We start from the raw sequence: 21,508 nt of genomic DNA on the forward strand, positions 1-21,508 counted from the left end.
TCAACATGGGGATTGTTTTGAACAAAAAATTAGCAGTTCTAGCGGGAACGGGAGACATATCACTTTGCTATGCCCAAGGTATATCAGAAACTTTAGGCCTGGAAATATACCAAGTTGATACCAAAGTCTTCCCCGACGGTGAAAGCTATATACGACTACCTGAAATAAGCAATGAAAACATTGTTCTCATCCAGAACCTAGAGCCTCCGCAGGACAAGCGAATATGGGAAATGCTCCTTACACTTGATAAGCTGCGAAGCACAGGGTACCACGTAATTCTAGTTGCACCATATCTAGCCTATAGCAGGCAGGATAAAGAATTCCTAAAGGGAGAAGCCATCAGCATCGCCCTTCTGCTCAGACTTATAAGGAGCCTAGGGGCAGACGAATTCTATACTATCGAAGTACACCAGATGAATAGCTTGAAATTCTTTACCGGTAGAGCAATTAGCCTAGACCCCTACCCATATATGGCCGGAGTCCTCTCTGACAAACTTCCTCATCCAAGCGAAGTCCTAGTATTATCTCCGGATTTAGGGGCTATAGATAGAGCTAGGAGATTCGCTGACGCCTTTGGATCAGAGTTCGATTACATAGTCAAGAGACGGGATCGGATTACTGGAGAGATATACATGGAACCTAAGAGTATTCCTGTCAGAAATAGGAGTGTCGTAATAGTGGATGATATAATATCAACTGGAGGTACAATGGCGAAGGCTGCAAAAATGCTTCTAGAACAGGGGGCAAACAATGTCTATGCTGTCGCTGCACATGGACTCTTTGTTGGAAATGCTGTAGATAAATTGAAATCCAATGGTATCAAAAGCATATTTGTTGGAGACACTCTTCCAGACAAAGAGGGTGTCAAACAGGTGCAATTATATCCGATTGTTTCCCGGGAGTTTAAATGGGCTAAAGAATCATTGTAGCGGTTTTCTCGCAACCACTACACCTCTAACTAACCGCCTATGAACATGCATTTCAAAATACCCAGCTACCTCGAATCCAACTTCCTCAGCTAATTGCCTTGGTTTAACCTCAATGGGTGAAGCAAAGACAAGGTATCCGCCGGGAGCTATCACTCTCAGTGCCTCGGCAAGAAACTCTTTAACAATAATCCTCCTAGAAACTCCTCCTGTAGAAGTAGTTCTCCCATATGGCGGATCAGTTGCTATTCTCTCTATAGACTCGCTTCTCAGCGGAAGATCGCTGGAATTACCATAATAGAAAATGGGGGAAGAATGCTTGGATAGATAAGCATTGAGATTAGTGACTGCCCCTTTCATCATTTGGTAATCTATATCGCCGCAGATAACTGGGTCATATCCTATAAGTCCTGCTTCTATTGCGAAACCTCCTACACCGCAGAATGGATCAATATAGGAAAGATTCTTCCTGGGACGGGACAAGTTGACGATTACCCTGGATAGTATTGGGTCAAGTGTTCCCGGCCTGAATACCGGCCTTCTCCTTGGAAGCCTATTCAAGAATCCAGTATAGTCTTTCTTTGCTATCCTGATACCAATATGAATAAATCCAGGGTAATGGTCTATCTTCAATATACTTCCTTCCTTAGAGAACTTAGACTCTTTATTAGCTAATACCACCATTCTAATTATCTCAATCGAATGAGGGTTCCACTCTGGTTTCAAGTGTTTCTCATATACTATCCAGTATTCGCCATTGGGAAGCTTGTTTTTAGTTATGTAATCCCTGAAAAGCTTAGGGTCCTCTGGAGCAGTTATCACACTGTATCCTGCTTCCCTTATGTAACCGCTTTCATCAACGATATGCTTTATGACGTCGGGAGGAGTATCAGTGTCTATTATTGCTAGGGATTCCAATCTATATAGTAAGCTTGTCTCTCCCCCCCAAGACTCTAGTAGAGAGGTAAGTTCTCCGTAGGGGAGCGTGGGATGCTCTCCTGACAATAGAGCATAATATAATGTATATTTAGGTGTATATAGTCCTTGCAAGGTCTTCCGCTTCACTCCTCGTCATCCGGTAGTATGGTTCTTTTAACCCTTCTTTACTAATGTATTCTGCAATTAGTCTAGTTATTGATTGGATGGTGCAAATCAGTATACCAGCAGTATTCCCGGTTTCAGGTTCAATTAGATCTTCTAGGAAGAGAGGGTTAGACTTTTTCATAAGAACAGACAGGAATTTTCTAGGAAGCTTGTCTCTCGGGTATAATATAACGGGGGTTTCATAATCCTTAAGGCTGAATACAGTTGCATGCATAAACTGTTCGAGGCGTTCAGATCTCGATGGCCACCCTAGATCCTCGTGTGCTTTGAGCATTGCGAAATATGCTACGCCATAACTCCATGTCTCACCTATAAAGAAAGGCGTGGCCATAGTAATATTCTTTGGACGGCATTGCGAATTGTAAGCAGGTTTCTCATCAACTCCTAGGAGGCCTGCTATTGCTGCAGTCATACTAACATAACTTCCGAAACCGCTCCCCAGAATGTAGGATGGGTGAACGACTTCTACTATTTTGTCACCCAACTTGGCCAATGGGGATTCCAAGTTACCTGTGACAACAATTATCTTCGAACCATTGTGCTTGTGAATAGATACTGAGTTAACTAGACTTCTAGTCTTCCCTCCTAGGGAGACTGCTATAACAGTAATTCCACTACCCTTAGGGTAATTGGATAATTCTCTTGGATCTACCGTCTCACCTTCGTATCCTGATAATGCTACTCCGGTTAACGATGCAGCATAACTGTCTCCGGCGCCAGAAACAAGTATTCTCCTACCATCTAATACGCTTTCCAAGTTGTCAAGCTGTCTAGAATAAATCACCTGGTATAACTCGGCTTCCTCTTTTAATTTCTCAGCAAACTCCGTCAATATAGGGTCCCAACTTGAATATACTGAGTAAGCTTGGTTTTTAGATTTGAGCATCCTTCGGGGGCTCTGCTGGACTAGGAGTCTTCACAGTTTCAGACTCTGTTCCGGGTTCACATCATCACAGCCCCATATACTACTAGTACTAATATATGGCGTATAAACAACCTCATCGTTTACAACATGTTAAGCCTACTTAAATTTATCTCAAGCCAAGCCGGCTGGTCCTGTTATATAAAAACCTTGTTGAAAACTTGGTTTGAAGGAGGTGTCGATGGATATTGAGTACATCAATAAACCCCCCAGGTGCAGTAGGGTTTCCCCTACGTGAGTGGACTCACATAGAGCCGGGGGCTAGGGATCTAGCTGGTGACTTTGTAGCCCATCTTGCAACAGTCTTCGTTTTAGATTATCCGGAGGATATTAGGGAGCTAGTTAATGCTGGTAGGGTTCTTGATGAGATGCTGTTGAGGGTACCGTTATACAACTATGATAGAGTGAAGGATTATTTCAACCGGCCTCTTCTAGATATATTCGAATTAGCGGAATGTGTAGGTTTAGATGGGATAGAGGAAATTCTAGCTTGGAGCCTCTCTACTCTAGAGGGAGGAACACTTGAACCAGAACCTTCCACAAGTCTGGTCAAGATATTTGGTGGCTGCGTAGGCTGGAATAGTGAGCCAAGTGACCCTCTGGACCTGGCTAGCCTGGTATTCCTTTCGACTATAGCAGTCTACAATAAAACGCTAAATAATACCGGTGAATAAACATATAATCACCCCGGCTCTCCAATCACTTAAACGGTGCTATTTTTGCCCAGGTCGGGCCTTTTCAGGAATAGGATAGAAATATATGTTGCAAGGCTTGCAGCTGAACTAGTTCCATGCAGCGAGTTCGATACACCCGTTCTTCCAAGAAACATAGTATATGCCATTAGGAATATAGGCCGATTACTCTCGAAGAGAGATGGCAATGGTAAGTATATGTGTGCACTCTGTGGGAAAGGTGGTTTCACGAAGAGAGGACTATATCTTCATCTTATTAGAATGCACGGCGATGAAATAAGAGATCTTGTATCGCGAGAAGGTGAAAGAATACTCTCTAAGAAACAGGTTTACATTGAGTGAGCGTCCTCCTACCCTTTTCTGTATCAAGTATAACAAGTAATGCATCCTCTGGAGCCTCGCAGAATCCCTCGAACACGTATACTTCCTTTGACGCTACGTCAATCCACTTTATATCCTTGTCCTCTACCTGGAACTTACCACTATCGGTCTCCTTCTTACGGACGACCCCTATCCTTATCAGCTTACTCGGACTAGGGAACAGCACTTCATCCCAGTCATAATTAGGTCGATCACCATGGGTTACAACAAGCCCTGGAGCCTCAACAGCTACTTCAACATACCCGAGATCTCTTAGCTCTTTATCCTTTGATACCCTAGTGGCATAGCTCAGTAAAGCATCTAAAGGTCCCTGCCTACTACGGAGTTTTTTCTCTTTCCAGTCCTCCTTAACTCGCTTTAAGACACCAAGCTTTATTCCTTTAACCTTAAGGATATCTGGGGAATAGCCGGAAACATTATAGATTATCGTTTTCTTCGCCAATTCTGCCAACCCGACAGACAAGATATAATGTTGGGCATATTAATAAGATAGTATAATTATCTATATTTAACTTGGGTGAAAAGTAGTGGAATCTAAGCCTCCTACATTAAATCTTACACCGGAAGTTCACTCAATAGAAGGAGAAACAAGTTTTGCATATCTGTCAAAGGCTAGGGAAGTACACGAGAAAAAAGGCATACCTATATATAGTTTTGGTATAGGTCAGCCGGACTTCCCTACTCCGAAACATATAGTTGAGGCAGCCAAGAAAGCGTTAGACGAGGGCTTCACAGGATACACTGAAACAGCAGGTATCCCTGAGCTAAGGCAAGCGATATCCGATTATTTAAATGGGAGGTATCATGGGGAGGTCTCGCCTGATGAAATTGTGGTTACACCTGGCGCTAAAAACGCTATCTACCTTACACTTGCTTCATATATAACAGAAGGAGATGAAGTAATAATCGTAGAGCCCAGCTACTATGCTTACGCGATGGTCGTGAAGATGAGGAGAGGAAAACCCGTCTTTGCCGCTGCTGACTTCGTACCTGGAAAAGGATTTGTGGTTAACACGGATAAGATACTGGATAAAATAACAAGCAAAACAAAAGCAATAGTGATAAACAATCCCCATAACCCTACTGGAAGCATATTTTCGCCGAGTCAGATAAACGGTCTCGTGGAAATAGCTAAGGAAAAAGGCATTCTCCTCGTATCTGACGAGATATACGATAACTTTGTGTTCCACGGGCAATTCAAGAGCCTCCTAGAATATGAAGACTGGCGTGACAATAGCATCGTTATCAATGGTTTCTCCAAGACCTTCTCTATGACAGGATGGAGATTAGGCTATTTGGTGGCAAGAAAAGAAGCTATCCCGAGGCTCACTAGTCTAGCAGTAACGATGTATAGCTGTGCTACGAGTTTTGCACAAAAAGCTGGTGCTGTCGCTCTGAGAGGCGACTGGACTCCTGTTAGAGAAATGATCCAAGAGTTTAAGGAGCGAGCTAAACTCCTTCACAGCGAACTCTCAAAAATACCTGGATTTGAAAACTATCTTCCAGAAGGCGCTTTCTACCTATACCCTAGAGTGGAAAATCTGCTCAAAATGGTTAACATGAATACGGAGCAATTCGTAAACTACCTTCTAGAAGAGAAAGGAGTGGTAGTATTACCGGGAGCATCATTTCCAGATAAGGCAGGAATTAACCACATAAGATTCAGTTTCGCGACAAGCAGAGATGTGATAAAGAAGGGAACAGAGCTGATCAAGGAAGCCGTAGAGGAACTATTGAATAAGTAATAACCTGCTCCAACCTTAGCCTAAGACCTTGGGGGATTTCGTATTGTTTTTAATTCCATTAATTCTCTCACTAGCTCGCTTGGAAGGGTAAAATAGTATAGCTAAGATTGAAAGTGAAATAGTATAAATACCAGCAGTCAATCTCAATGGAAGCTCCAGATTAATATCGAATAAATATCCTCCTACCATCCTGCCGAAACCAGCTGGAAGAGTCCATGAGAGGCTCATTAAGCTACTTGCTACTCCCCTTTTCTCGAAAGGCACTAGGCTCAAGGAGAATGACTGGAACAATGGATTCGCTACATTCATAAGTATACTTCTAGTTATAAAGAAGCTACTAGCCAGAGTATAGTTATTCGTTAAAGTGATCAAGACGAGTAAAGGTATACTAGAGTACGATACCACCAGGTAAAGCTTCAAAGGACCACCGACTCTGTCTGATATATGTGGCATAGCGACCATTATGAACGCCATTATTAACTGTTGAACACCGAAGACGCTTCCAAGGAGCCCGCTGTTAACATTGTACTTCACGGTAAAATAATAGTCTATATTATGGATGCTCATAGCTGCGGCAAACCCTATCAAAGCATTCACTATAGCAATCCACCAAAATGCTCCTAAACCATGGAAACCTGAGAAGAAGCCTTTCCCCCCACCTTCTAACCTCTCCTCTCTAACAGTTAAAGGCAATGGAAATGATAGAATCGTTAATATGCCTAGAATAAAGAAGGTGTCCTCGTATGCTTCTACAAGAGATAGTCCCATAATACGGGACGCGTAAACTGGAGCCCACCCAAGGAAGCTTCCAATTCCTCCCCCTAAAGTCTGGCTAGCAGAGAAATAGCTGAACCTATAATGCATGTCTTTATCCAAGCCCGTTCTAGATAGTAGAACAGTTACACCAGTATAAAGCAGACCTCCTCCTATCCCATTGATTAAAGCAGCTGTATAAATTAACGAGACAGTACCCTGGCTTAGTATGATGAACCCTATTCCAGAAAAGATTACTCCAACTAGACTAACAATCCTGCCTCCATACCTATCGCTGAGAGGCCCAGCTATGAATGTTACTACTGCAAGAGTTAGAACATTTAGCCCACCATAAAGCCCGTACATCTTACCAGTGAAACCTAACCCTCTCAGATAAGGTGCCATTGTAGCCCAGGAAATACCTCCAACTATACCAAGCAGAAAGCCTATCGTAACCATTGGAAGCTGAAGTTTACCGGTAAGCTTCATTCCACATGTACCGGTCATACTAGACGTAATGTACTAGTTTAAATATATAGAAATATTGTATAATAGAGGAGAACCATGGGAAATGGGCTGTAATAATCCTATCATTAAAATGAATCCGATAAGCGAACAGCCAGTGACCAACGCTAGAAGGGTGTGAAAAGCTTTCAGCGGTAGAGGATCCTGGGAAATCACTTTAGAATAAACCGAACCTAGGTCTCCTCAAATCCCCTCTGAACTCTCCCCTGATATTTAGCTTGTAACCGCAATTAGGGCACTTATTACCTTTCTCCAGTCGCCAAGCAGTTATATAGAATCCATACCTTTCAATAACCAGATAACCGCATTTCGGGCAGTACGTATTCTCTAATCTATGTCCCCATATGTTACCCACGTAAACATGCTTCAAACCTTCCTCCACCGCAATTTTAGCAAGCTTCTCCAATGTCTCAAGTGGTGTAGCAGGAAGATTTCTCAGTTTATAGTCAGGGTGAAACCTCAGCAGGTGGAAAGGAGTTTCCTCCCCCAGATTGTCCCTAACCCATCTTGCCAGTTTCCTAATGTCCTCTGGTTTATCGCCTATCTCAGGCACAACAAGGTTTGTAATCTCTAGAAACCAGCCTTCTCTATCCATCTCTAAGATAGTTTCATAGATAGGCTCAGGATTCCATACACCCATAATCTTACGGTAAAACTCCTTGTTACCTCCTCCCTTCAGGTCTACGGTTGCAGCATCCATCAAGCTACCTAGCTTTCTAACCGCTTCAGGAGTCATATAACCATTGGTAACCATTGTATTATAGAGGCCATGCTGTTTAGCTAGCTTCGCAGTATCATATAGGAATTCGAAGAAAATAGTAGGCTCATTGTATGTATAAGTTATCCCGTCAGCACCTAGGGATAAAGCCTCTTCAACCACCTTCTCAGGAGGCATATAAACACCATACAATCCTTCTTCCAGTCTAGACTGGCTGAGCTCCCAGTTCTGACAGAATTTACAGTAGAAGTTACAGCCTACAGTAGCTATGCTGAAAGTGGAGCTTCCAGGGTAGAAGTGCATGAGAGGCTTCTTCTCAATGGGATCCAAGTGAGCCGCTGAAACTAGTCCGTAGACCATAGTATATAATCTCCCATCGATATTCTTTCTAACACCGCAAGCTCCATATTTTCCAGGGGCTATAATGCACCTCTTGTGACATAGATTACACTTTACATAGCCGGGCTTACCTTCTACCGGCTCCCAGAAATCTGCTTCACGAACATAGGGCTTCCCTCTGAGATCCTTTGGCAAGTGTATACACCCGTAAATTAAGGCCTGATTTTGAAGTATATTCTTCTATTATTTCTTCCCTTATTCTTCAAGCGGAGGAACACTATTTCCCCTATCTCCCTAGTGTTCTTAACGTGTGGGCCTCCATCTGCCTGAATATCTAAACCTGGTATCTCAACTATCCTCAACGTATCTACACTGGGTGGGAGAGCGTTTGCTAGCTTTACAATTCCAGGTATCTTCATAGCCTCCTCCTTAGGCAGATAGTAGATCTTAACCTCAATACCTTTGCTGACAATATCATTAGTCTCCCGGATAGCTTGCTCAACAATACTCCTATCCGGCTTCTCCAGGTTAACATCAACCCTACTCTCATCGAGCCCTATCTGATTACCTGTAACGAGAACACCTGTCATTCTATTCAACACGGCAATCAGTGCATGCAAACCTGTATGAGTACGCATAACCCTATACCTCCTCTCCCAATCGATAATACCGTGAACGATTGTTCCCAAAGGAATAGCAGCTTCTTCCAGGTAGTGATTAACTATGCCACCCTCCTTAACGGCACGAGTAACCTTAACCTCATTGCCACTCCATTTCAAGACTCCAGTATCACAAGGCAATCCTCCACCGCGTGGATAGAAAGCAGTCTGATCAAGTATAACCCAGTTCTCACCAGAGTCAATAACTTTAGCATCGAACTCCTTCAAATAGGAATCATCCATATAGAGGAGCTTGGTTATCAATAGCCTGTCACCCCACTAGTTAATAATTGTTGCCTACAGGATAAATGTATAGTAACTGGAGCCAGAGGGATGGCATTGTCTGATAGCTTTGAACATTTACAATTATTGGGACTTGGGAGATGCCTACCAGAAGCACTACCATTATACCATTACTGCTTATACTCAACATGCCTCAGAATAACACCGTTACACAAGAGAACATTGCCATTTGAATGTAACACCTGTAAGATAGGACAACTAAATGTACCTCCAAGTGTAACCTTTCCAGTGCAAACAGCAATACCCCGGATACGTGGAATCCTAGACAAGTGGAAGCCTTGCTGTATATTCTTGGATGGAATTGAACCTATGGAAAACACAAGTCTCGAACACATTGAAACCCTTAATTTCCCAATCGCAGCTAGGACTCAAGGCTATTCTAGTATACCTGAGAGCATTGAAGCAGTAATATTAGACGTTTTCCCCGGAATGTATATTGGAGCTGGTGGAGTCAAGGTAATAGAAGCCTTAAGCGATATTGTTTCATCAAGAATACATGTTGAAATAGTTTTTTATTTAAGAGAACTGGGAACTGCCCCATTAGCACCATACATTCAATCACTACCGTCGAACACCATTATTCACCTAGACTATCAGGGTGTAGCAAGTGTATCTAAGGCGGAGAAACTAAAGGAGTCACTGAAGGAAAAAGGATACCATTACATCTACCTCCGAGACAGTGAGAGATGGATTTGGGATGAAACTGAATGCCAGAACTGCGGGAGCAAGATAGTGACTAGAAGGAATAGCATAACAGTAAGCCATCACGTAACTGTTGATGGAAAATGCGGTTACTGCGGTGGAGAACTCCCTTTCAAGCGGGTTTGTAAGAAAGAGGATAATGTTAGAAAAATAATGTCGAAAAAATCAATCCTCACTGAATGGTTGAATGTTTACAGGATGGCAGGATAATCACCTGTCTTTCTTGCTGAGTTTATCTAGGAGCATCCTGTAGAACTCCAGCTTGTTCAACTCCGGGTCAAGAATGGGCGTAGAGGGAGCGGTGAGACTAGCGAGAGCATCCTTCAACTCGAAGGATCCTATTTTGCTTGGTATACTTTCTACCATGCATATTCCTTGCACTATGTTCTTTTCATCGCCCTTGCTAGTCTCCATGTAAAGGGTACTGGTTTGGATGCCGCCCTTCTTACGGAGAACTATAACCTCAACCTCTTCGCCATCCTCAATGTTAATAGGCTCCCTAAGCTCTAGCTTCCCATTCCTATAAACAGCTTCTCCCTTCAACACATTAGGCATAACGATTCACCATCCAACCAGTTAATATTTCCTGTAAACAAAGTATTATCTAGGTTACGGTGGGAAAGGCATTGAAGAGGATTGCAATCACAGTAATGATACTGGCAGTAATGATGGTAATTCCACTCACATTTCCAGCTTACTCCGGAAACCAGACGGCATACACTATTCTCTTCGCTTTCATCCCCGAGAAACCTTCCTCAACAGGCTTCACAATGGGAGCTCCCAGATGGATCCCTGGTAACGGTCAGGAAGCTGAGGTAATGCATGAGTTAGATACTCCATATTACAGCTGTGAAATGGTTAAATGGAGCATCAAAAACACCATTGAACGATACAAGGAAGCCCCGCTATCCACGGAGTCTACCAGCCTCTTCAATTACACAAATCCAATAGTAGTAGGCTTCATTCGGAATAACATAACCAAACTCGGCTTGAACGGTCTCTCCAACAAAGATAAAATAAGCAAGATAGCAGACTACGTCTACAAGCACTTTAAGTACCAAGTAGGTCAATACCCTCACTATCCATGGGAGACCATAGAACTAAGGCACGGAGACTGTGATGATCTTGCAATACTTGTAGTCACTATAGCCAGAGCGTATCGTGTACCCTCTGCGGTAGCAACCGGTCTTCTAATAATACCTGGGCTCGAATCCAGCATCAAAGCTGGAGGCATAAACTACACAATCAGAGGAGTAGCGGGTCATGCATGGATAATATATGAAAACGATAAAGGCGAACCGGTTGTAATGGATAGACTGGTACCTTTGAATGCGGTCCCGGATGAAAGGAGGATAGTACTTGACTATCCCGTCAACGGCTACAGGTATGTGAACCAGACGAGGAGTGAGGTAATGCAGCAAGAGGGGAAGGCGTATATAATGCTATACAATGGTAATACATGCCCCTCTCCGCAGGAACTAGAGAATCCCACTCAAACAACAAGTGAGTCAGCTCCGCAGATAAGCATAAGTGACAGGCAAGCTGTGATAGCTCTAGGCTTACTCGGTTGGATACTAGTAACACTTGCCTATTACATATACTCAAGTGTAACAAAACCATATTGGAGTAGGTGGTGAATAATTCACATATTCAAAGCCAAACTTCTAGGGACAAGCGCTGCCATCCCCCTTCCAGACCACATGCTACCTGCCCTTCACGTTAAGGGAGTAACAGGCGAGAGCATACTCATAGATGCTGGAGAAGGAACACAACTTCAGCTAAATAAGGCTAATATAAGCATAAACAGGATAAATATAATACTAATCACACACATGCACGGAGATCATATCTTCGGGTTACCAGGCCTACTGGAAAACATGAGTTTAACCGGTAGAACTAAGGATCTCCTAATAATAGGCCCCAGCGGTCTGGTGGACTATATAGCTGAATCGTTTAAGGCAACATATTTCTACCCTAGATATAGGCTATACTATGGGGAGATAAGCGGCTGGGGGTCATACAAGTACGGCTCCATAACCATAGAATGGTTCCCAGTGTGCCACACAATAGAAACCTATGGATATAAGCTGATATACCATAAGAGGCCTAGGCTCAGTAAGGAAAAACTAGGTCAGGTAGGACTCCTGAATAGTCCGCTGACAAGTAAATTACTCCAGGAAGGCGAAGTCGTTGTTTCCGGGAGAAAAGTAAGGCTGGAGGATGTCTTAGCTGAACCTGCGAAAAAGTATTGCCTAGCATACACGGGAGACACAGCGCCATGCGCCCGCATCATTGAAGAGGTTAAGGGATGCGACATACTGTTCCACGAGGCCACATTCGCGTCAGATCACAGGTATGAAGCCTGGGAATACGGCCATAGCACGGCAATGGATGCAGCAATAATAGCCGAGGAAGCAGGAGTAGGCAAACTAGTCCTCTACCACAACAGTACTAGGTATAAGGAGAATTATAACATACTCGAAGAGGAGGCTAGGGATATCTTCCCTAATGCAGAACTAGGAGTAGATTTGGGGGAATATGTTATATAAGGGATAACAGGGGATTCTTGCATTACCTATACGTTTACATGTAATTAGTACTTACACGGTATCTTCTCTGAATAACAAGGGTTTCAATTACATACAGTGTATTTAGTTAAAATAACTCAGTACATAATCCCTAATGGATTGGTATAAACTGTCATTACAGCTATGCTTATACCTTGACAATAAACTCTTAAGGCTCTCGTCAACCTCTGTCCCAACCCTCCTAAGCAGTGCACCAGTAATGCTCGGCAAGTTCTTACAAAACCCTAAGGAAGATGAGCCAAAGTCGATTATTACAGCATTAGCCTCCGTAAGATATACATGCTTCCAAGGCCTACTAAGCTCATGGTGATACACCCCCGCGTTATCCAATGCATAAGTGGAAGATAAGATTATCGAAACATCACTTCTGCTTAAAACAGTTAAGTCTCTCAGTGGAACCCCTTCAAGGAAATCCATCACAATCACGTTATTCCTATAGCAATAAACCCGGGTAGCTACACCAGCCCTCCAAGCCGATTCCTGCAATGCACCTTCGCTCTGAAAGGACTCATGCTTAGAGTCAGTCCTCCTAATCTTCACAGCCACAATCCTGCCGTTATAGCATCCAAGAGACACAACAGAAGCATGCCCCTTACCCAATACACGACCCCAAGGAAGAACAACACTACCCCATGAAACAAGAGACTCAACACCGCAGTCAGTAAGATCCCTGAGAACACCTCTACACACCTCTAACTTAGATTTATTCCAAGGAAAGCATGTTGCCATTCTAGCGAAAACGCTGTCCGGAACAGGATTCAAAGCCAGGCCGGCTGACGCCTCCAAACATCCATGACGGTACTCTTCAACCAATCAGGCTCTCCTCCCGGCGGGTAAACAATAGGCTCGTGTCCCTTGAAGTGAGGCGGGATAGTATACTCACTCCACCTCTTAGCTAACAACTCCCTCAAAGTCATCTTCCTCCGCTTATACGAGTAAAACCTACCATCCCAACCAACCCAAACAGGCATACTATCCCTAGCCCGTGACTCCACGTAACTAATAGCGCCATTCCTCCAAGACTCAGGGCCCACATCAAGCACAAGCTCAGGCTTCTCGCCTTCAACCTCAACCACAACAACAGCAATGCTCGACAAGTCAGTGGAGGAGCCCGTGTAAACAGGGTTATAACCCCAATTGCGGAGGAACCCCCTAACCCGGGACTCCAGCCTCCTCAACTCACCGTATACAGTCTGCTCGGGCAAAACAGAGAGATCCAGCTTATAAACAAGCACAGCCCCCCTATCCACAGGAGGTACTATGGGAACATCCTCTCTATTAACATAGTGAAAGAAGTCCTCCCTAGGCATAGCCAGAAACTTCTTAGCCGCTAGCACAATCCTCGACAACGGCTCGAATCTAACTGCAGCCGCTACATTCCGGGAAGGATCAACAGGGTCAACCCAGATAAGGGGGCTGTCCCTGAATCGCTTCAACAATTTCCCCTTATCCGAACCCCACTCCATATCCACAACAACAGGAGGACTCCATCCAGCAATACCCTTGAGAGCGTCGAGGAACCCGCCATAATGAATAACCATCAGCTCAGCCAAATAACCGCTGAACCCACCAACCTTAACCTCAGCACCGTAAACCCCCACACCTTTCAAGAACGACTTAAGTAACCTAACGTCCCTTCTAAGCTCACTGGTAAGCTTCTCCCAGACATACCTAGTGTGGAACGGAGTACGCTCCACAGCAAGACGGGTATCACCCGGCTTCTCAGCCCGTAATACAGGGACAACATTAGCCTCCAAACCCATTAACACGACAGTCAAATATGGATGCTGAGCAAAGTCAACCTTAAACGGCAGATCACTCAAGCAACCCTCTAGCAAGCCAAGGCTCTCATCTAGAATCCAGTCCCTACCAAGCTCACGGGGAAAAATAACAAACACGTCCAAATCGAAGGAACCTGAAACCCAGGTATCCTTAGCAAAACTACCCTCTAAACTAACCTTCCCATAGGCCCTTCTAAGCTCTTTACAATTCTCCAATCTAGATCTAACTAAGTTATAGAAACGGTTGCCAACTAGATATTCCAACCTAGAGGGTGTTACCCTCCTAGTTGCAGACTCTAATACTTCCTCAAGTGAAGCCACTGCACACCACATGAAGAGACAAGTGTTAAATCCAGAGTATTAAATCATGCATGAAAAAATTATTTGAGTGAATTGTTCATTCACCTGAAATCCAAGGATTTAAATTCTATTAATACATATTCTATGTCTAACTCAGTGTCGCTGATAGAGGGAACTCGAGGTGGTATTGCTTGAATTCGAGAACTATAGAAGACCCTGTTAAGGCTACTAAAGTTCTTAAGCAGGCCAAGACTGTTGCTGTAATTGGTGCTTCAGGGACTACCAGTAAGGATGCTTATAGAGTCCCAGTGTATTTAATCAAGCACGGTTTCGACATTATACCGGTTAATCCTATTAGGGAAGAGTTATATGGTAGGAAGGCTTATCCCTCATTGCCCAGTATCCCACCTGATCTCAGGTCTAGTATTGATATTATTGACGTGTTCCGCCCGCCTAGTGAAGCATTGAGAATTGTTAAGGATGCTGAGTCCATCAGAGTTAACGGTAAACCGTGGGTTATCTGGTTCCAATGGGATACTGATACAGAGGAGGCGGTTAGGTATGCTGTTGAGAGAGGGTTTATTGTATTCTGTGGATTATGTATTAAGAGGTTTTACTCCTCCATGCTGAGAAGCTAGTTTCTACCGGTGTTTCTAGGCTTTTCCGCGGTAATGAGCGTGGTATACGAATACTTCTTTATTGTCGATATCTAACCTGCATATTATTCTAATATTGCCTATTCTTAGTCAGAGAAAACCAGTCCACTTTCCTTTGAGTCATTTTACATCTATCCTATGGAAGGGATGGTTCCCCTGGTTAAGATTCTCTAGTAATTCAATTATTTCTCATTGACTAGCTTCTTTTGATAACAAGGAATGCCTTCGATGGATCTAAGTGCTTTCTCATTTATTTTCACTTGCCATTCCATTCTAAGAATTCTCCTCCTTATAATCTTTGGGGGAACCGCTTTTTTTCATAGTTTTCCATTTGTTTTCCATCGCTTATTGTAGGCGTAATCTCTAGAAGCGCCTCTAACAGGGCTTTCTTGACTTCTTCTCTTATTATTTTCAACAATGTTTCCTCAGTCAATAACGTTGACAGTTCCAGTCCTCATTTCATTCTATAGTGGTTTAAATTCTATAATTATTATACCAAATTTCTAACATTGATTACCTCGTTTTCAGAGTGAATTATGTTCTATAGGATATTTATCGCCGGGTGATTCTAGGTTTAATATATGAGTGTAGGTATAGTATTTATTATACTCTGAACTAATTCTATTCCTTGAAGCTCGTTAGAATATATTGCTGGTTTGGGGTGTTTGTTTTGAGTGTTAATTATGGTACACTTGGCGAACTCAAGAAGGGAAGTTACATTGTATTAGACGGTGAGCCCTGTAGGATTGTTGCTGTGACGAAGGCTAAGCCCGGTAAACACGGTAGCGCTAAGGCTAACGTGACAGCTATATGCGTATTCTCGGGCAACAAGAAGAACTTCGTTGCACCTGTTGACACTCAAGTCCAGGTGCCTGTTGTAGAGAAGCATATAGCCCAGGTTCTAGCAGATATGGGGGAGCAGATTCAGCTGATGGATATGGAGAGCTATGATACGTTTGAGGTTGAGAAGCCTAAGGATGACCCTCAACTCACCTCCCGCCTCCAGCCTGGTGTAGAGGTAGAGTACTGGCTTATCATGGGTAGACCAAAAATTGTAAGAATCAGGAGCAGTACCCACTAAGGCCTCCTTTGAGTCACTCTAGAATATTTCTCTTCCACATACCTCGTTTATTTAACCCTCTAAAACCTGATGTACTTATAGGTATAAGTAGGGAACGGTGCTAGGAAATTGGTTTTAGACGGCTTGAAAGGCGCGGTTTCTAAGTTCCTCAAGGGAACCGGTAGTTATGAGAAGAATGTTAACGAATTCGTTAAAGAGATGCAGAGGGAGCTTATCAAGTCTGATGTGAACGTTAAACTTGTACTCGAGCTTTCCAAGAGGATTAGGGAGAGAGCGTTGAAGGAAGCTCCTCCTCCGGGGGCTAGTAGACGGGACTGGTTCATCAAGATAGTCTATGAGGAACTGGCAGGATTCTTCGGAGGAGACGTTCAACACCATGTAAAGCCTTCAAGGAATCCTTGGGTTATAATGCTCATAGGAGTGCAGGGGTCTGGTAAAACTACTACGGCAGGAAAACTAGGCTACTACTATAGGCATCGCGGCTACAAAGTCGGGTTGGTCGCAGCGGACACTCATAGGCCGGGTGCTTATGACCAGCTTGAACAGCTCTCGGAACAGGTAGGTGCATTATTCTACGGAGAGCCAGGGGAGAAGGATGCAGTAGGCATCGCTAGAAGGGGTGTCGAGGCTCTCATAGAGAAGGGTGCTAATATCATTATAGTTGACACTGCAGGTAGGCATGGTTATGGTGATGAGCAGGGACTCTTGGATGAGATGGAAATGATATCCAAGAAGATAAAGCCGGATGAAGTAATCCTCGTAATAGACGCTGCAATAGGGCAGAAAGCCTCCGACTTAGCCAGAAGGTTCCACGAGAGAACACCTGTAGGCTCAATAATAGTCACCAAGCTAGACGGTACTGCGAGAGGGGGAGGTGCACTGTCAGCTGTAGCTGCTACAGGTGCAGGAATAAAGTTCGTAGGAACAGGTGAGAAAATCAGTGAACTAGAGCCATTCCGGCCTAAACGATTCGTAGGCCGTATACTGGGAATGGGGGACATAGAAACACTTCTTGAGAAGCTTCAAGCTCTCGAGGAAGCAGAGGAGCTGGAGAAGAGAACCCAGGAAATGATGGAAGGCAAAATAAATATGAGGCTAATATATCATCAGCTCAAAGATATGAGGAAAATGGGTCCTCTAAGCAAAGTCCTCCAAATGCTCCCCGGCCTCAGTCTCTTCAAACTAGACGCTGTTGACACGAAGCTCGGAGAAGAGAAGATAGATAGGTGGCTGGCAATAATAGAGTCAATGACGTATAGGGAGCTTGATAAGCCCGAGATTATTGATAAGAGCAGGATGAGGAGGTTGGCATTCGGAAGTGGGGCCACTCTCGAGGATGTCAAGGAGCTACTTGCATACTATGATAACTTGAGGAAAATGCTTAAGCAGTTGAAGAGGAAGAAGAGGCTCCTAAGGAAGCTAGGCGGAGCAGAGTTAGGAGCATAGTCCATAGTGGAGGGAGGAGTTATACCTATACACATACTCCTCGGCCGGTATAAAACGTGGATCATAGCATCATTCCTATCCTCAGCCCTCCTAATAAGCCACGGTGTAAGGAGGGATATGGACGCGGTATTCCAAGCAGGTGACAAAACCGTTATAGTCAAGGGAAGCAGAGTAAGATACCTCCGCCCGGACCAGGATAGTGGGGAAGGATATGTGAAGGCAGTTCTCAGAGGTAAAGCATCGCAAATGGGGGCTATCATCCAGGAGGAATATGATATTCAGAAGCCTTGCCTTAACGTTACACAGTTCAATGGAGCAGATTTTTTCACAATGGATCCACACAAATATAAGTCCTTCATCTACGGAGAAAGAATAGAAGATTGCGTGACAGGCTTCCTGGGAGCAGAGGTACCTGTTAACCTGATGCCTGCAGTAATCAACATCATACTAGACAGGAGTAAAGCTGTGGGGGGGTAGCGTTGTCCAGTAAATTTCCATACAAAGTATACCGTAAGGGGCAGGAGGAGGTAGCTGAGAACGTCAAGGAGACCGTTAAGAACAGTGAGATCCTCCTACTAGAGGCTCCTACAGGATTCGGTAAGACAGCTGCAGTAATTGAGGGACTTGAAAGGGGAGGGGCCGAGAAGGTATTATGGGTGGTGAGAACTGTAAATCAGATAGAACCTGTACTGCGAGAGCTTAGGAGATTCGGTTTATCCTACACATATGTATTCAGTGCAAGGAGGAGCTGCCCTCTAGTGGAGGGCTCTGACATACCTGTTGAGGATTTCTGGGTAAACTGCAGGCACCTCAGGAGCCAAGCTAGGTGCAGCTTCTATCTCAACACCATGGAAGGTAGCGTTGAATACCTCCAGTCACTACTAAACGACTACAAGGGGTATACTGCTACAGAAACAGCCTCCCTCCTAGCTAAGATGGATGGCTTATGCCCGTTCTTCTCCCTCCTACGCCTAGCAGGCCACTCAAAGTATGTAGTAGCCACTTATCCTTACCTTTTCAAATGGGACCTATTCACTCATGTTCTAGACATAGGAGACTATAGTGACCTAGCCTTAGTAGTTGATGAGGCACATAGCATACTAGGTATACACAGCATATACGAGTACAAGATAACGGTTGACATTGCCGAGAAGAGCCTTGATGAGGCGAGGAAATACACTGATGATGAGTCCCTAGTAGAGAGACTAGAAGTCTTCAGCAGGCTTCTCCAGCAAAAAACAACAAGCATAACACCTGGAATATACCCTCTCGATAAAACGCAGATAATTGAGGTACTAGGAGACCCGGAACAACTGGCCTATACTGCAGAAGTTGTAAGGGAAGTTATGCTCGAAGAGAAATATAGGACAGCTGGACTCCAGGGTGTTATGAAGATAGTCTCAGGCATAACAAAACTCGCGACATGGCTAGCAACATTATCAATGGAGTCAAGCAAGCTATACATAGAATGGGATGGCGAGGAACCGCCCGAGTTCGTGGCGACACCGATGGATCCTGCTGAGATCGCGTCTCCGATAATTCAGGGAGCACAATCAGCAGTTCTTATGAGCGGTACGCTTCCGCCGGGGAACATGGTGGGGGATTTCTTAGGTATAGATAGGACTACCATGATTGTAGATGTTGACGCCATGTATGGGCCTGTTATGCCGCTTGAGAACAAATATACGATACTTGGTATAGATGTATCCACTAGATACAGTGAGAGGGGACCGTTCACATACAAGATATATGCTGGCTACATATCTAGTATAACAACAAGTCTCCCGGGAGCAAAGCTTGTAGTATACCCAAGCTATGATGTTCTCTACAGTGTGATAGAGAGGATAGATCGTGGAGAGGGTAGTGTCGTGGAATCAAAGAAAACAAGCATAGCAGAAGTCGTGAGGAGGCTTGAAGATAGAGAAGACCTTGTGATCCACAGTGTAGCTGGAGGGAAACTTGTGGAAGGGGTAGAGTATGTTGATGAGAACGGTAGAAGCATATTGAAAACGGTTGTAGTAATAGGAGTACCCTACCCTCAACCTACACCCTACACGCAAGACTATATTGAAGCACTAGCCAAGAGGATAGGAGCGAGAAAAGCGAGGGAGTATACTTATCACATTAATGCTTCCATAAAGGTCCGGCAAGCCTTAGGTAGGGCGATAAGAAGCAGGGAAGACAGGGCAGTGTATTTTCTACTAGATCACCGGTATAATAATAGGAAACTAAGAAACCTTCTTAAAATGAGGATAGATGAGATGGTTACATATAACAAAATAACATTCCCAACCGTACTTGAAAAAGCAAGGAAACACCTGGAGACGGAGGCGAGAATAGGATGATTAATAGAATAGAGTTTAAACCTGCTAAGGGATTACCACTGGATAAATACAGTATTCACAAGTACAGGGAACAGATACCTGGTCTAGACGACTGCCTAGTAGAAGAGATAAGGAAATCGAGGACAGTCTTCTTCTACAATAAGGAGGCCACCTCCATATACCCTGTTGAGAGGAGGGAAAACGGTTACAAAGCTCTCATAGCACCGGGCCCAAACATGTCATACACACTAGATATAAACGGTATACACATGCATAGAATAAAGGGAACAGATCCGCTAGTAGACTCTGAACTAAAAGTTAGAGCTGCACGAGTGGGGAAACACCAGAAAATATTAGACACTTGCATGGGCTTAGGATACACTGTAATTAAATCTTTACAGAAAGGTGCTAAAGTAACAACAGTGGAGAAGGACCCGGATGTCATATGGATAGCAACGCACAACCCATATAGCAGGGAACTATCCAGTAACCGAGTAGAAGTAATCCACGGCGATATCCTGGTGGTTATAAAAGAATTCCCAGATAATACTTTCAATAGAATAATACATGACCCGCCGAGGCTCACAGCTGTGACGGGAGACCTCTATAGCCTTGAGTTCTATAGGGAACTCCTCCGCATACTAAAGCCTGGAGGAATACTATTCCATTATTCAGGACTGCCTGGAAAGAAGCGTGGTATAAATCTAATAGGTAAAACAGCCTCCAGGTTGGAGAAGGCGGGCTTCTATCCTACTCTGAAAAACAGGAAGGCACAAGGGATCGTGGCTATAAAACCTTTGGGATCATAAGGATGGAGCAATCAAAACTTTCACAATTAGGGATAAAACAGACTCGAACCTGACGGGTTGCACTCTGTATGGAAAGTTCAGTTGAGCTAAGGCTTACTAGGATAATAAGCAAGGCGATAAGGGAATATAATATGTATAGGACACCTGGGTCAGCAACCGTACTACTAGGAAATTAGAGGGAATACTATAACAACAGGATTCGAAGACTCCTACCGTGAGACCTGCAGGTTGAACGGCTGGTTAGTAGACTTCAAATACGTACTAGAAGACTTAGGTATCCAAGTAGAAATCATAGAAATAATGGGGGGATGGGGGATGATCTCTGGAAGACAGTGGAATGGAGGATTGTGTTATTTAAAATTAAGATTCTCTCATCAATAATCCGAGGCTGGATAGCTTTTCAACCAAAACCATCTTCCTAGCGTCATCTAATGGAAGGAGAGGAGGCCTTGTCACAGGCTTAATCACACCTTCAATCAAATGTAAAGCCTCCTTAATGACAACAGGAGACTCCGCTATATCGTAGACTTCGGAAAGATCCAGTACCCTCCTCCACAGAGATATGGAAGCTTCGAGACTGCCAGAGATATATGTCTCATACAAGCCTACGAGCAGTTTTGGATCAAAATTAGCTAGAGCAACTACGCCGCCGTCACCACCAGCCATAAGGTTAGGTAGAAGCATGTCACCGATACCTGTCAAAATACTGAACTGCGGGTTAACCTCCTTCAACTCGATAATAGCCCTTCGGAGA

General features: G+C 44.0%; 24 protein-coding genes. 13 read left to right on the top strand and 11 right to left on the bottom strand.

Going from position 1 to position 21,508, the window contains the following annotated elements; genetic code table 11:
• The first annotated feature begins 17 nt into the window (after positions 1 to 17).
• Entirely contained in the window at positions 18 to 929 is a 912-nt protein-coding gene (locus F7B60_06110; GenBank protein ID MCE4615082.1) for a ribose-phosphate pyrophosphokinase, read from the top strand.
• On the opposite strand, the gene F7B60_06115 is transcribed toward F7B60_06110, so the two are convergent.
• Positions 921 to 1,991 (bottom strand): hypothetical protein, encoded by a 1,071-nt coding sequence (locus tag F7B60_06115; GenBank protein MCE4615083.1) that lies wholly within the window; start codon positions 1,989 to 1,991, stop codon positions 921 to 923. The genes F7B60_06110 and F7B60_06115 overlap by 9 nt on opposite strands.
• Positions 1,954 to 2,862: an SIS domain-containing protein gene (locus F7B60_06120; GenBank protein ID MCE4615084.1), complete on the bottom strand. Its 909-nt coding sequence runs from the start codon at positions 2,860 to 2,862 to the stop codon at positions 1,954 to 1,956. The genes F7B60_06115 and F7B60_06120 overlap by 38 nt, the downstream gene beginning before the upstream one ends.
• Before the next feature lie 278 nt (positions 2,863 to 3,140).
• On the opposite strand from F7B60_06120, the gene F7B60_06125 reads away from it, so the two are divergent.
• Positions 3,141 to 3,626 (top strand): hypothetical protein, encoded by a 486-nt coding sequence (locus tag F7B60_06125; GenBank protein ID MCE4615085.1) that lies wholly within the window; start codon positions 3,141 to 3,143, stop codon positions 3,624 to 3,626.
• Positions 3,627 to 3,671: 45 nt separating this feature from the next.
• On the top strand, positions 3,672 to 3,986 hold the full coding sequence (locus F7B60_06130) for a hypothetical protein (GenBank protein ID MCE4615086.1): 315 nt from the start codon (positions 3,672 to 3,674) through the stop codon (positions 3,984 to 3,986).
• On the opposite strand, the gene F7B60_06135 is transcribed toward F7B60_06130, so the two are convergent.
• A complete protein-coding gene (locus tag F7B60_06135; GenBank protein MCE4615087.1) occupies positions 3,961 to 4,467 on the bottom strand; it encodes a hypothetical protein in 507 nt (168 codons plus the stop codon). The two genes, F7B60_06130 and F7B60_06135, sit on opposite strands and share 26 nt — an antisense overlap.
• 85 nt (positions 4,468 to 4,552) lie before the next feature.
• Between F7B60_06135 and F7B60_06140 the strand changes: the two genes are divergently transcribed.
• The gene (locus F7B60_06140) at positions 4,553 to 5,770 is read left to right on the top strand and encodes a pyridoxal phosphate-dependent aminotransferase (GenBank protein MCE4615088.1); all 1,218 of its coding nucleotides are present in this window, start codon (positions 4,553 to 4,555) and stop codon (positions 5,768 to 5,770) included.
• A 15-nt stretch (positions 5,771 to 5,785) separates the two neighbouring features.
• On the opposite strand, the gene F7B60_06145 is transcribed toward F7B60_06140, so the two are convergent.
• From F7B60_06145 to F7B60_06155, 3 genes are all read right to left on the bottom strand, one after another.
• Complete coding sequence (locus F7B60_06145) at positions 5,786 to 7,012, bottom strand: MFS transporter (GenBank protein ID MCE4615089.1); 1,227 nt, start codon at positions 7,010 to 7,012, stop codon at positions 5,786 to 5,788.
• A 193-nt stretch (positions 7,013 to 7,205) separates the two neighbouring features.
• Positions 7,206 to 8,300 (bottom strand): AmmeMemoRadiSam system radical SAM enzyme, encoded by a 1,095-nt coding sequence (amrS, locus tag F7B60_06150; protein ID MCE4615090.1) that lies wholly within the window; start codon positions 8,298 to 8,300, stop codon positions 7,206 to 7,208.
• Positions 8,301 to 8,317: 17 nt separating this feature from the next.
• Positions 8,318 to 9,028, bottom strand: a complete 711-nt coding sequence (locus tag F7B60_06155) for an alanyl-tRNA editing protein (GenBank protein ID MCE4615091.1) — start codon at positions 9,026 to 9,028, stop codon at positions 8,318 to 8,320.
• Between the two features lie 75 nt (positions 9,029 to 9,103).
• Here F7B60_06155 and F7B60_06160 point away from each other — a divergent pair, with 75 nt between their 5' ends.
• On the top strand, positions 9,104 to 9,979 hold the full coding sequence (locus F7B60_06160) for a hypothetical protein (GenBank protein MCE4615092.1): 876 nt from the start codon (positions 9,104 to 9,106) through the stop codon (positions 9,977 to 9,979).
• Here F7B60_06160 and F7B60_06165 read toward each other — a convergent pair whose 3' ends face one another.
• Complete coding sequence (locus F7B60_06165; protein MCE4615093.1) at positions 9,980 to 10,324, bottom strand: DUF104 domain-containing protein; 345 nt, start codon at positions 10,322 to 10,324, stop codon at positions 9,980 to 9,982.
• A gap of 71 nt (positions 10,325 to 10,395) precedes the next feature.
• On the opposite strand from F7B60_06165, the gene F7B60_06170 reads away from it, so the two are divergent.
• Both F7B60_06170 and F7B60_06175 read left to right on the top strand, forming a co-directional pair.
• Complete coding sequence (locus F7B60_06170; protein ID MCE4615094.1) at positions 10,396 to 11,406, top strand: transglutaminase-like domain-containing protein; 1,011 nt, start codon at positions 10,396 to 10,398, stop codon at positions 11,404 to 11,406.
• 63 nt (positions 11,407 to 11,469) lie between these two features.
• Positions 11,470 to 12,318: a ribonuclease Z gene (locus tag F7B60_06175; protein ID MCE4615095.1), complete on the top strand. Its 849-nt coding sequence runs from the start codon at positions 11,470 to 11,472 to the stop codon at positions 12,316 to 12,318.
• A gap of 102 nt (positions 12,319 to 12,420) precedes the next feature.
• Here F7B60_06175 and F7B60_06180 read toward each other — a convergent pair whose 3' ends face one another.
• The gene (locus F7B60_06180; protein ID MCE4615096.1) at positions 12,421 to 13,170 is read right to left on the bottom strand and encodes a hypothetical protein; all 750 of its coding nucleotides are present in this window, start codon (positions 13,168 to 13,170) and stop codon (positions 12,421 to 12,423) included.
• Positions 13,116 to 14,459: a CCA tRNA nucleotidyltransferase gene (gene cca, locus F7B60_06185; protein ID MCE4615097.1), complete on the bottom strand. Its 1,344-nt coding sequence runs from the start codon at positions 14,457 to 14,459 to the stop codon at positions 13,116 to 13,118. Before cca ends, F7B60_06180 begins: the two co-directional genes overlap by 55 nt.
• A 170-nt stretch (positions 14,460 to 14,629) precedes the next feature.
• On the opposite strand from cca, the gene F7B60_06190 reads away from it, so the two are divergent.
• Positions 14,630 to 15,076, top strand: a complete 447-nt coding sequence (locus F7B60_06190) for a CoA-binding protein (GenBank protein ID MCE4615098.1) — start codon at positions 14,630 to 14,632, stop codon at positions 15,074 to 15,076.
• A gap of 307 nt (positions 15,077 to 15,383) precedes the next feature.
• Here F7B60_06190 and F7B60_06195 read toward each other — a convergent pair whose 3' ends face one another.
• Positions 15,384 to 15,527: a hypothetical protein gene (locus F7B60_06195; protein ID MCE4615099.1), complete on the bottom strand. Its 144-nt coding sequence runs from the start codon at positions 15,525 to 15,527 to the stop codon at positions 15,384 to 15,386.
• 237 nt (positions 15,528 to 15,764) lie between these two features.
• Here F7B60_06195 and F7B60_06200 point away from each other — a divergent pair, with 237 nt between their 5' ends.
• The 5 genes from F7B60_06200 to F7B60_06220 all read left to right on the top strand — a co-directional run bounded on the left by F7B60_06200 (position 15,765) and on the right by F7B60_06220 (position 20,754).
• Positions 15,765 to 16,175, top strand: coding sequence for a translation initiation factor IF-5A (locus F7B60_06200; GenBank protein MCE4615100.1), 411 nt, complete (start codon positions 15,765 to 15,767; stop codon positions 16,173 to 16,175).
• Between the two features lie 108 nt (positions 16,176 to 16,283).
• Positions 16,284 to 17,621 (top strand): signal recognition particle protein Srp54, encoded by a 1,338-nt coding sequence (locus F7B60_06205; GenBank protein MCE4615101.1) that lies wholly within the window; start codon positions 16,284 to 16,286, stop codon positions 17,619 to 17,621.
• Between the two features lie 6 nt (positions 17,622 to 17,627).
• The gene (locus F7B60_06210) at positions 17,628 to 18,098 is read left to right on the top strand and encodes a hypothetical protein (protein MCE4615102.1); all 471 of its coding nucleotides are present in this window, start codon (positions 17,628 to 17,630) and stop codon (positions 18,096 to 18,098) included.
• Between the two features lie 2 nt (positions 18,099 to 18,100).
• A complete protein-coding gene (locus F7B60_06215) occupies positions 18,101 to 19,966 on the top strand; it encodes an ATP-dependent DNA helicase (protein ID MCE4615103.1) in 1,866 nt (621 codons plus the stop codon).
• A complete protein-coding gene (locus F7B60_06220; protein ID MCE4615104.1) occupies positions 19,963 to 20,754 on the top strand; it encodes a methyltransferase domain-containing protein in 792 nt (263 codons plus the stop codon). Before F7B60_06215 ends, F7B60_06220 begins: the two co-directional genes overlap by 4 nt.
• Positions 20,755 to 21,114: 360 nt before the next feature.
• On the opposite strand, the gene F7B60_06225 is transcribed toward F7B60_06220, so the two are convergent.
• Positions 21,115 to 21,508: dihydrodipicolinate synthase family protein (locus F7B60_06225; GenBank protein ID MCE4615105.1), on the bottom strand; the 394-nt coding region annotated here is incomplete at its 5' end.

Origin of the sequence: Candidatus Tiamatella incendiivivens, from assembly GCA_015522635.1 — an archaeon.
GTDB classification, from domain to species: domain Archaea; phylum Thermoproteota; class Thermoprotei_A; order Sulfolobales; family Acidilobaceae; genus Tiamatella; species Tiamatella incendiivivens.

Excerpts from the sequence above, each read along its gene's own strand:
- F7B60_06145 (MCE4615089.1), bottom strand. The coding sequence starts at position 7,012 with ATGAAGCTTACCGGTAAACTTCAGCTTCCAATGGTTACGATAGGCTTT.
- F7B60_06165 (MCE4615093.1), bottom strand. The coding sequence starts at position 10,324 with ATGCCTAATGTGTTGAAGGGAGAAGCTGTTTATAGGAATGGGAAGCTA.
- F7B60_06175 (MCE4615095.1), top strand. The coding sequence starts at position 11,470 with ATGCTACCTGCCCTTCACGTTAAGGGAGTAACAGGCGAGAGCATACTC.
- F7B60_06220 (MCE4615104.1), top strand. The coding sequence starts at position 19,963 with ATGATTAATAGAATAGAGTTTAAACCTGCTAAGGGATTACCACTGGAT.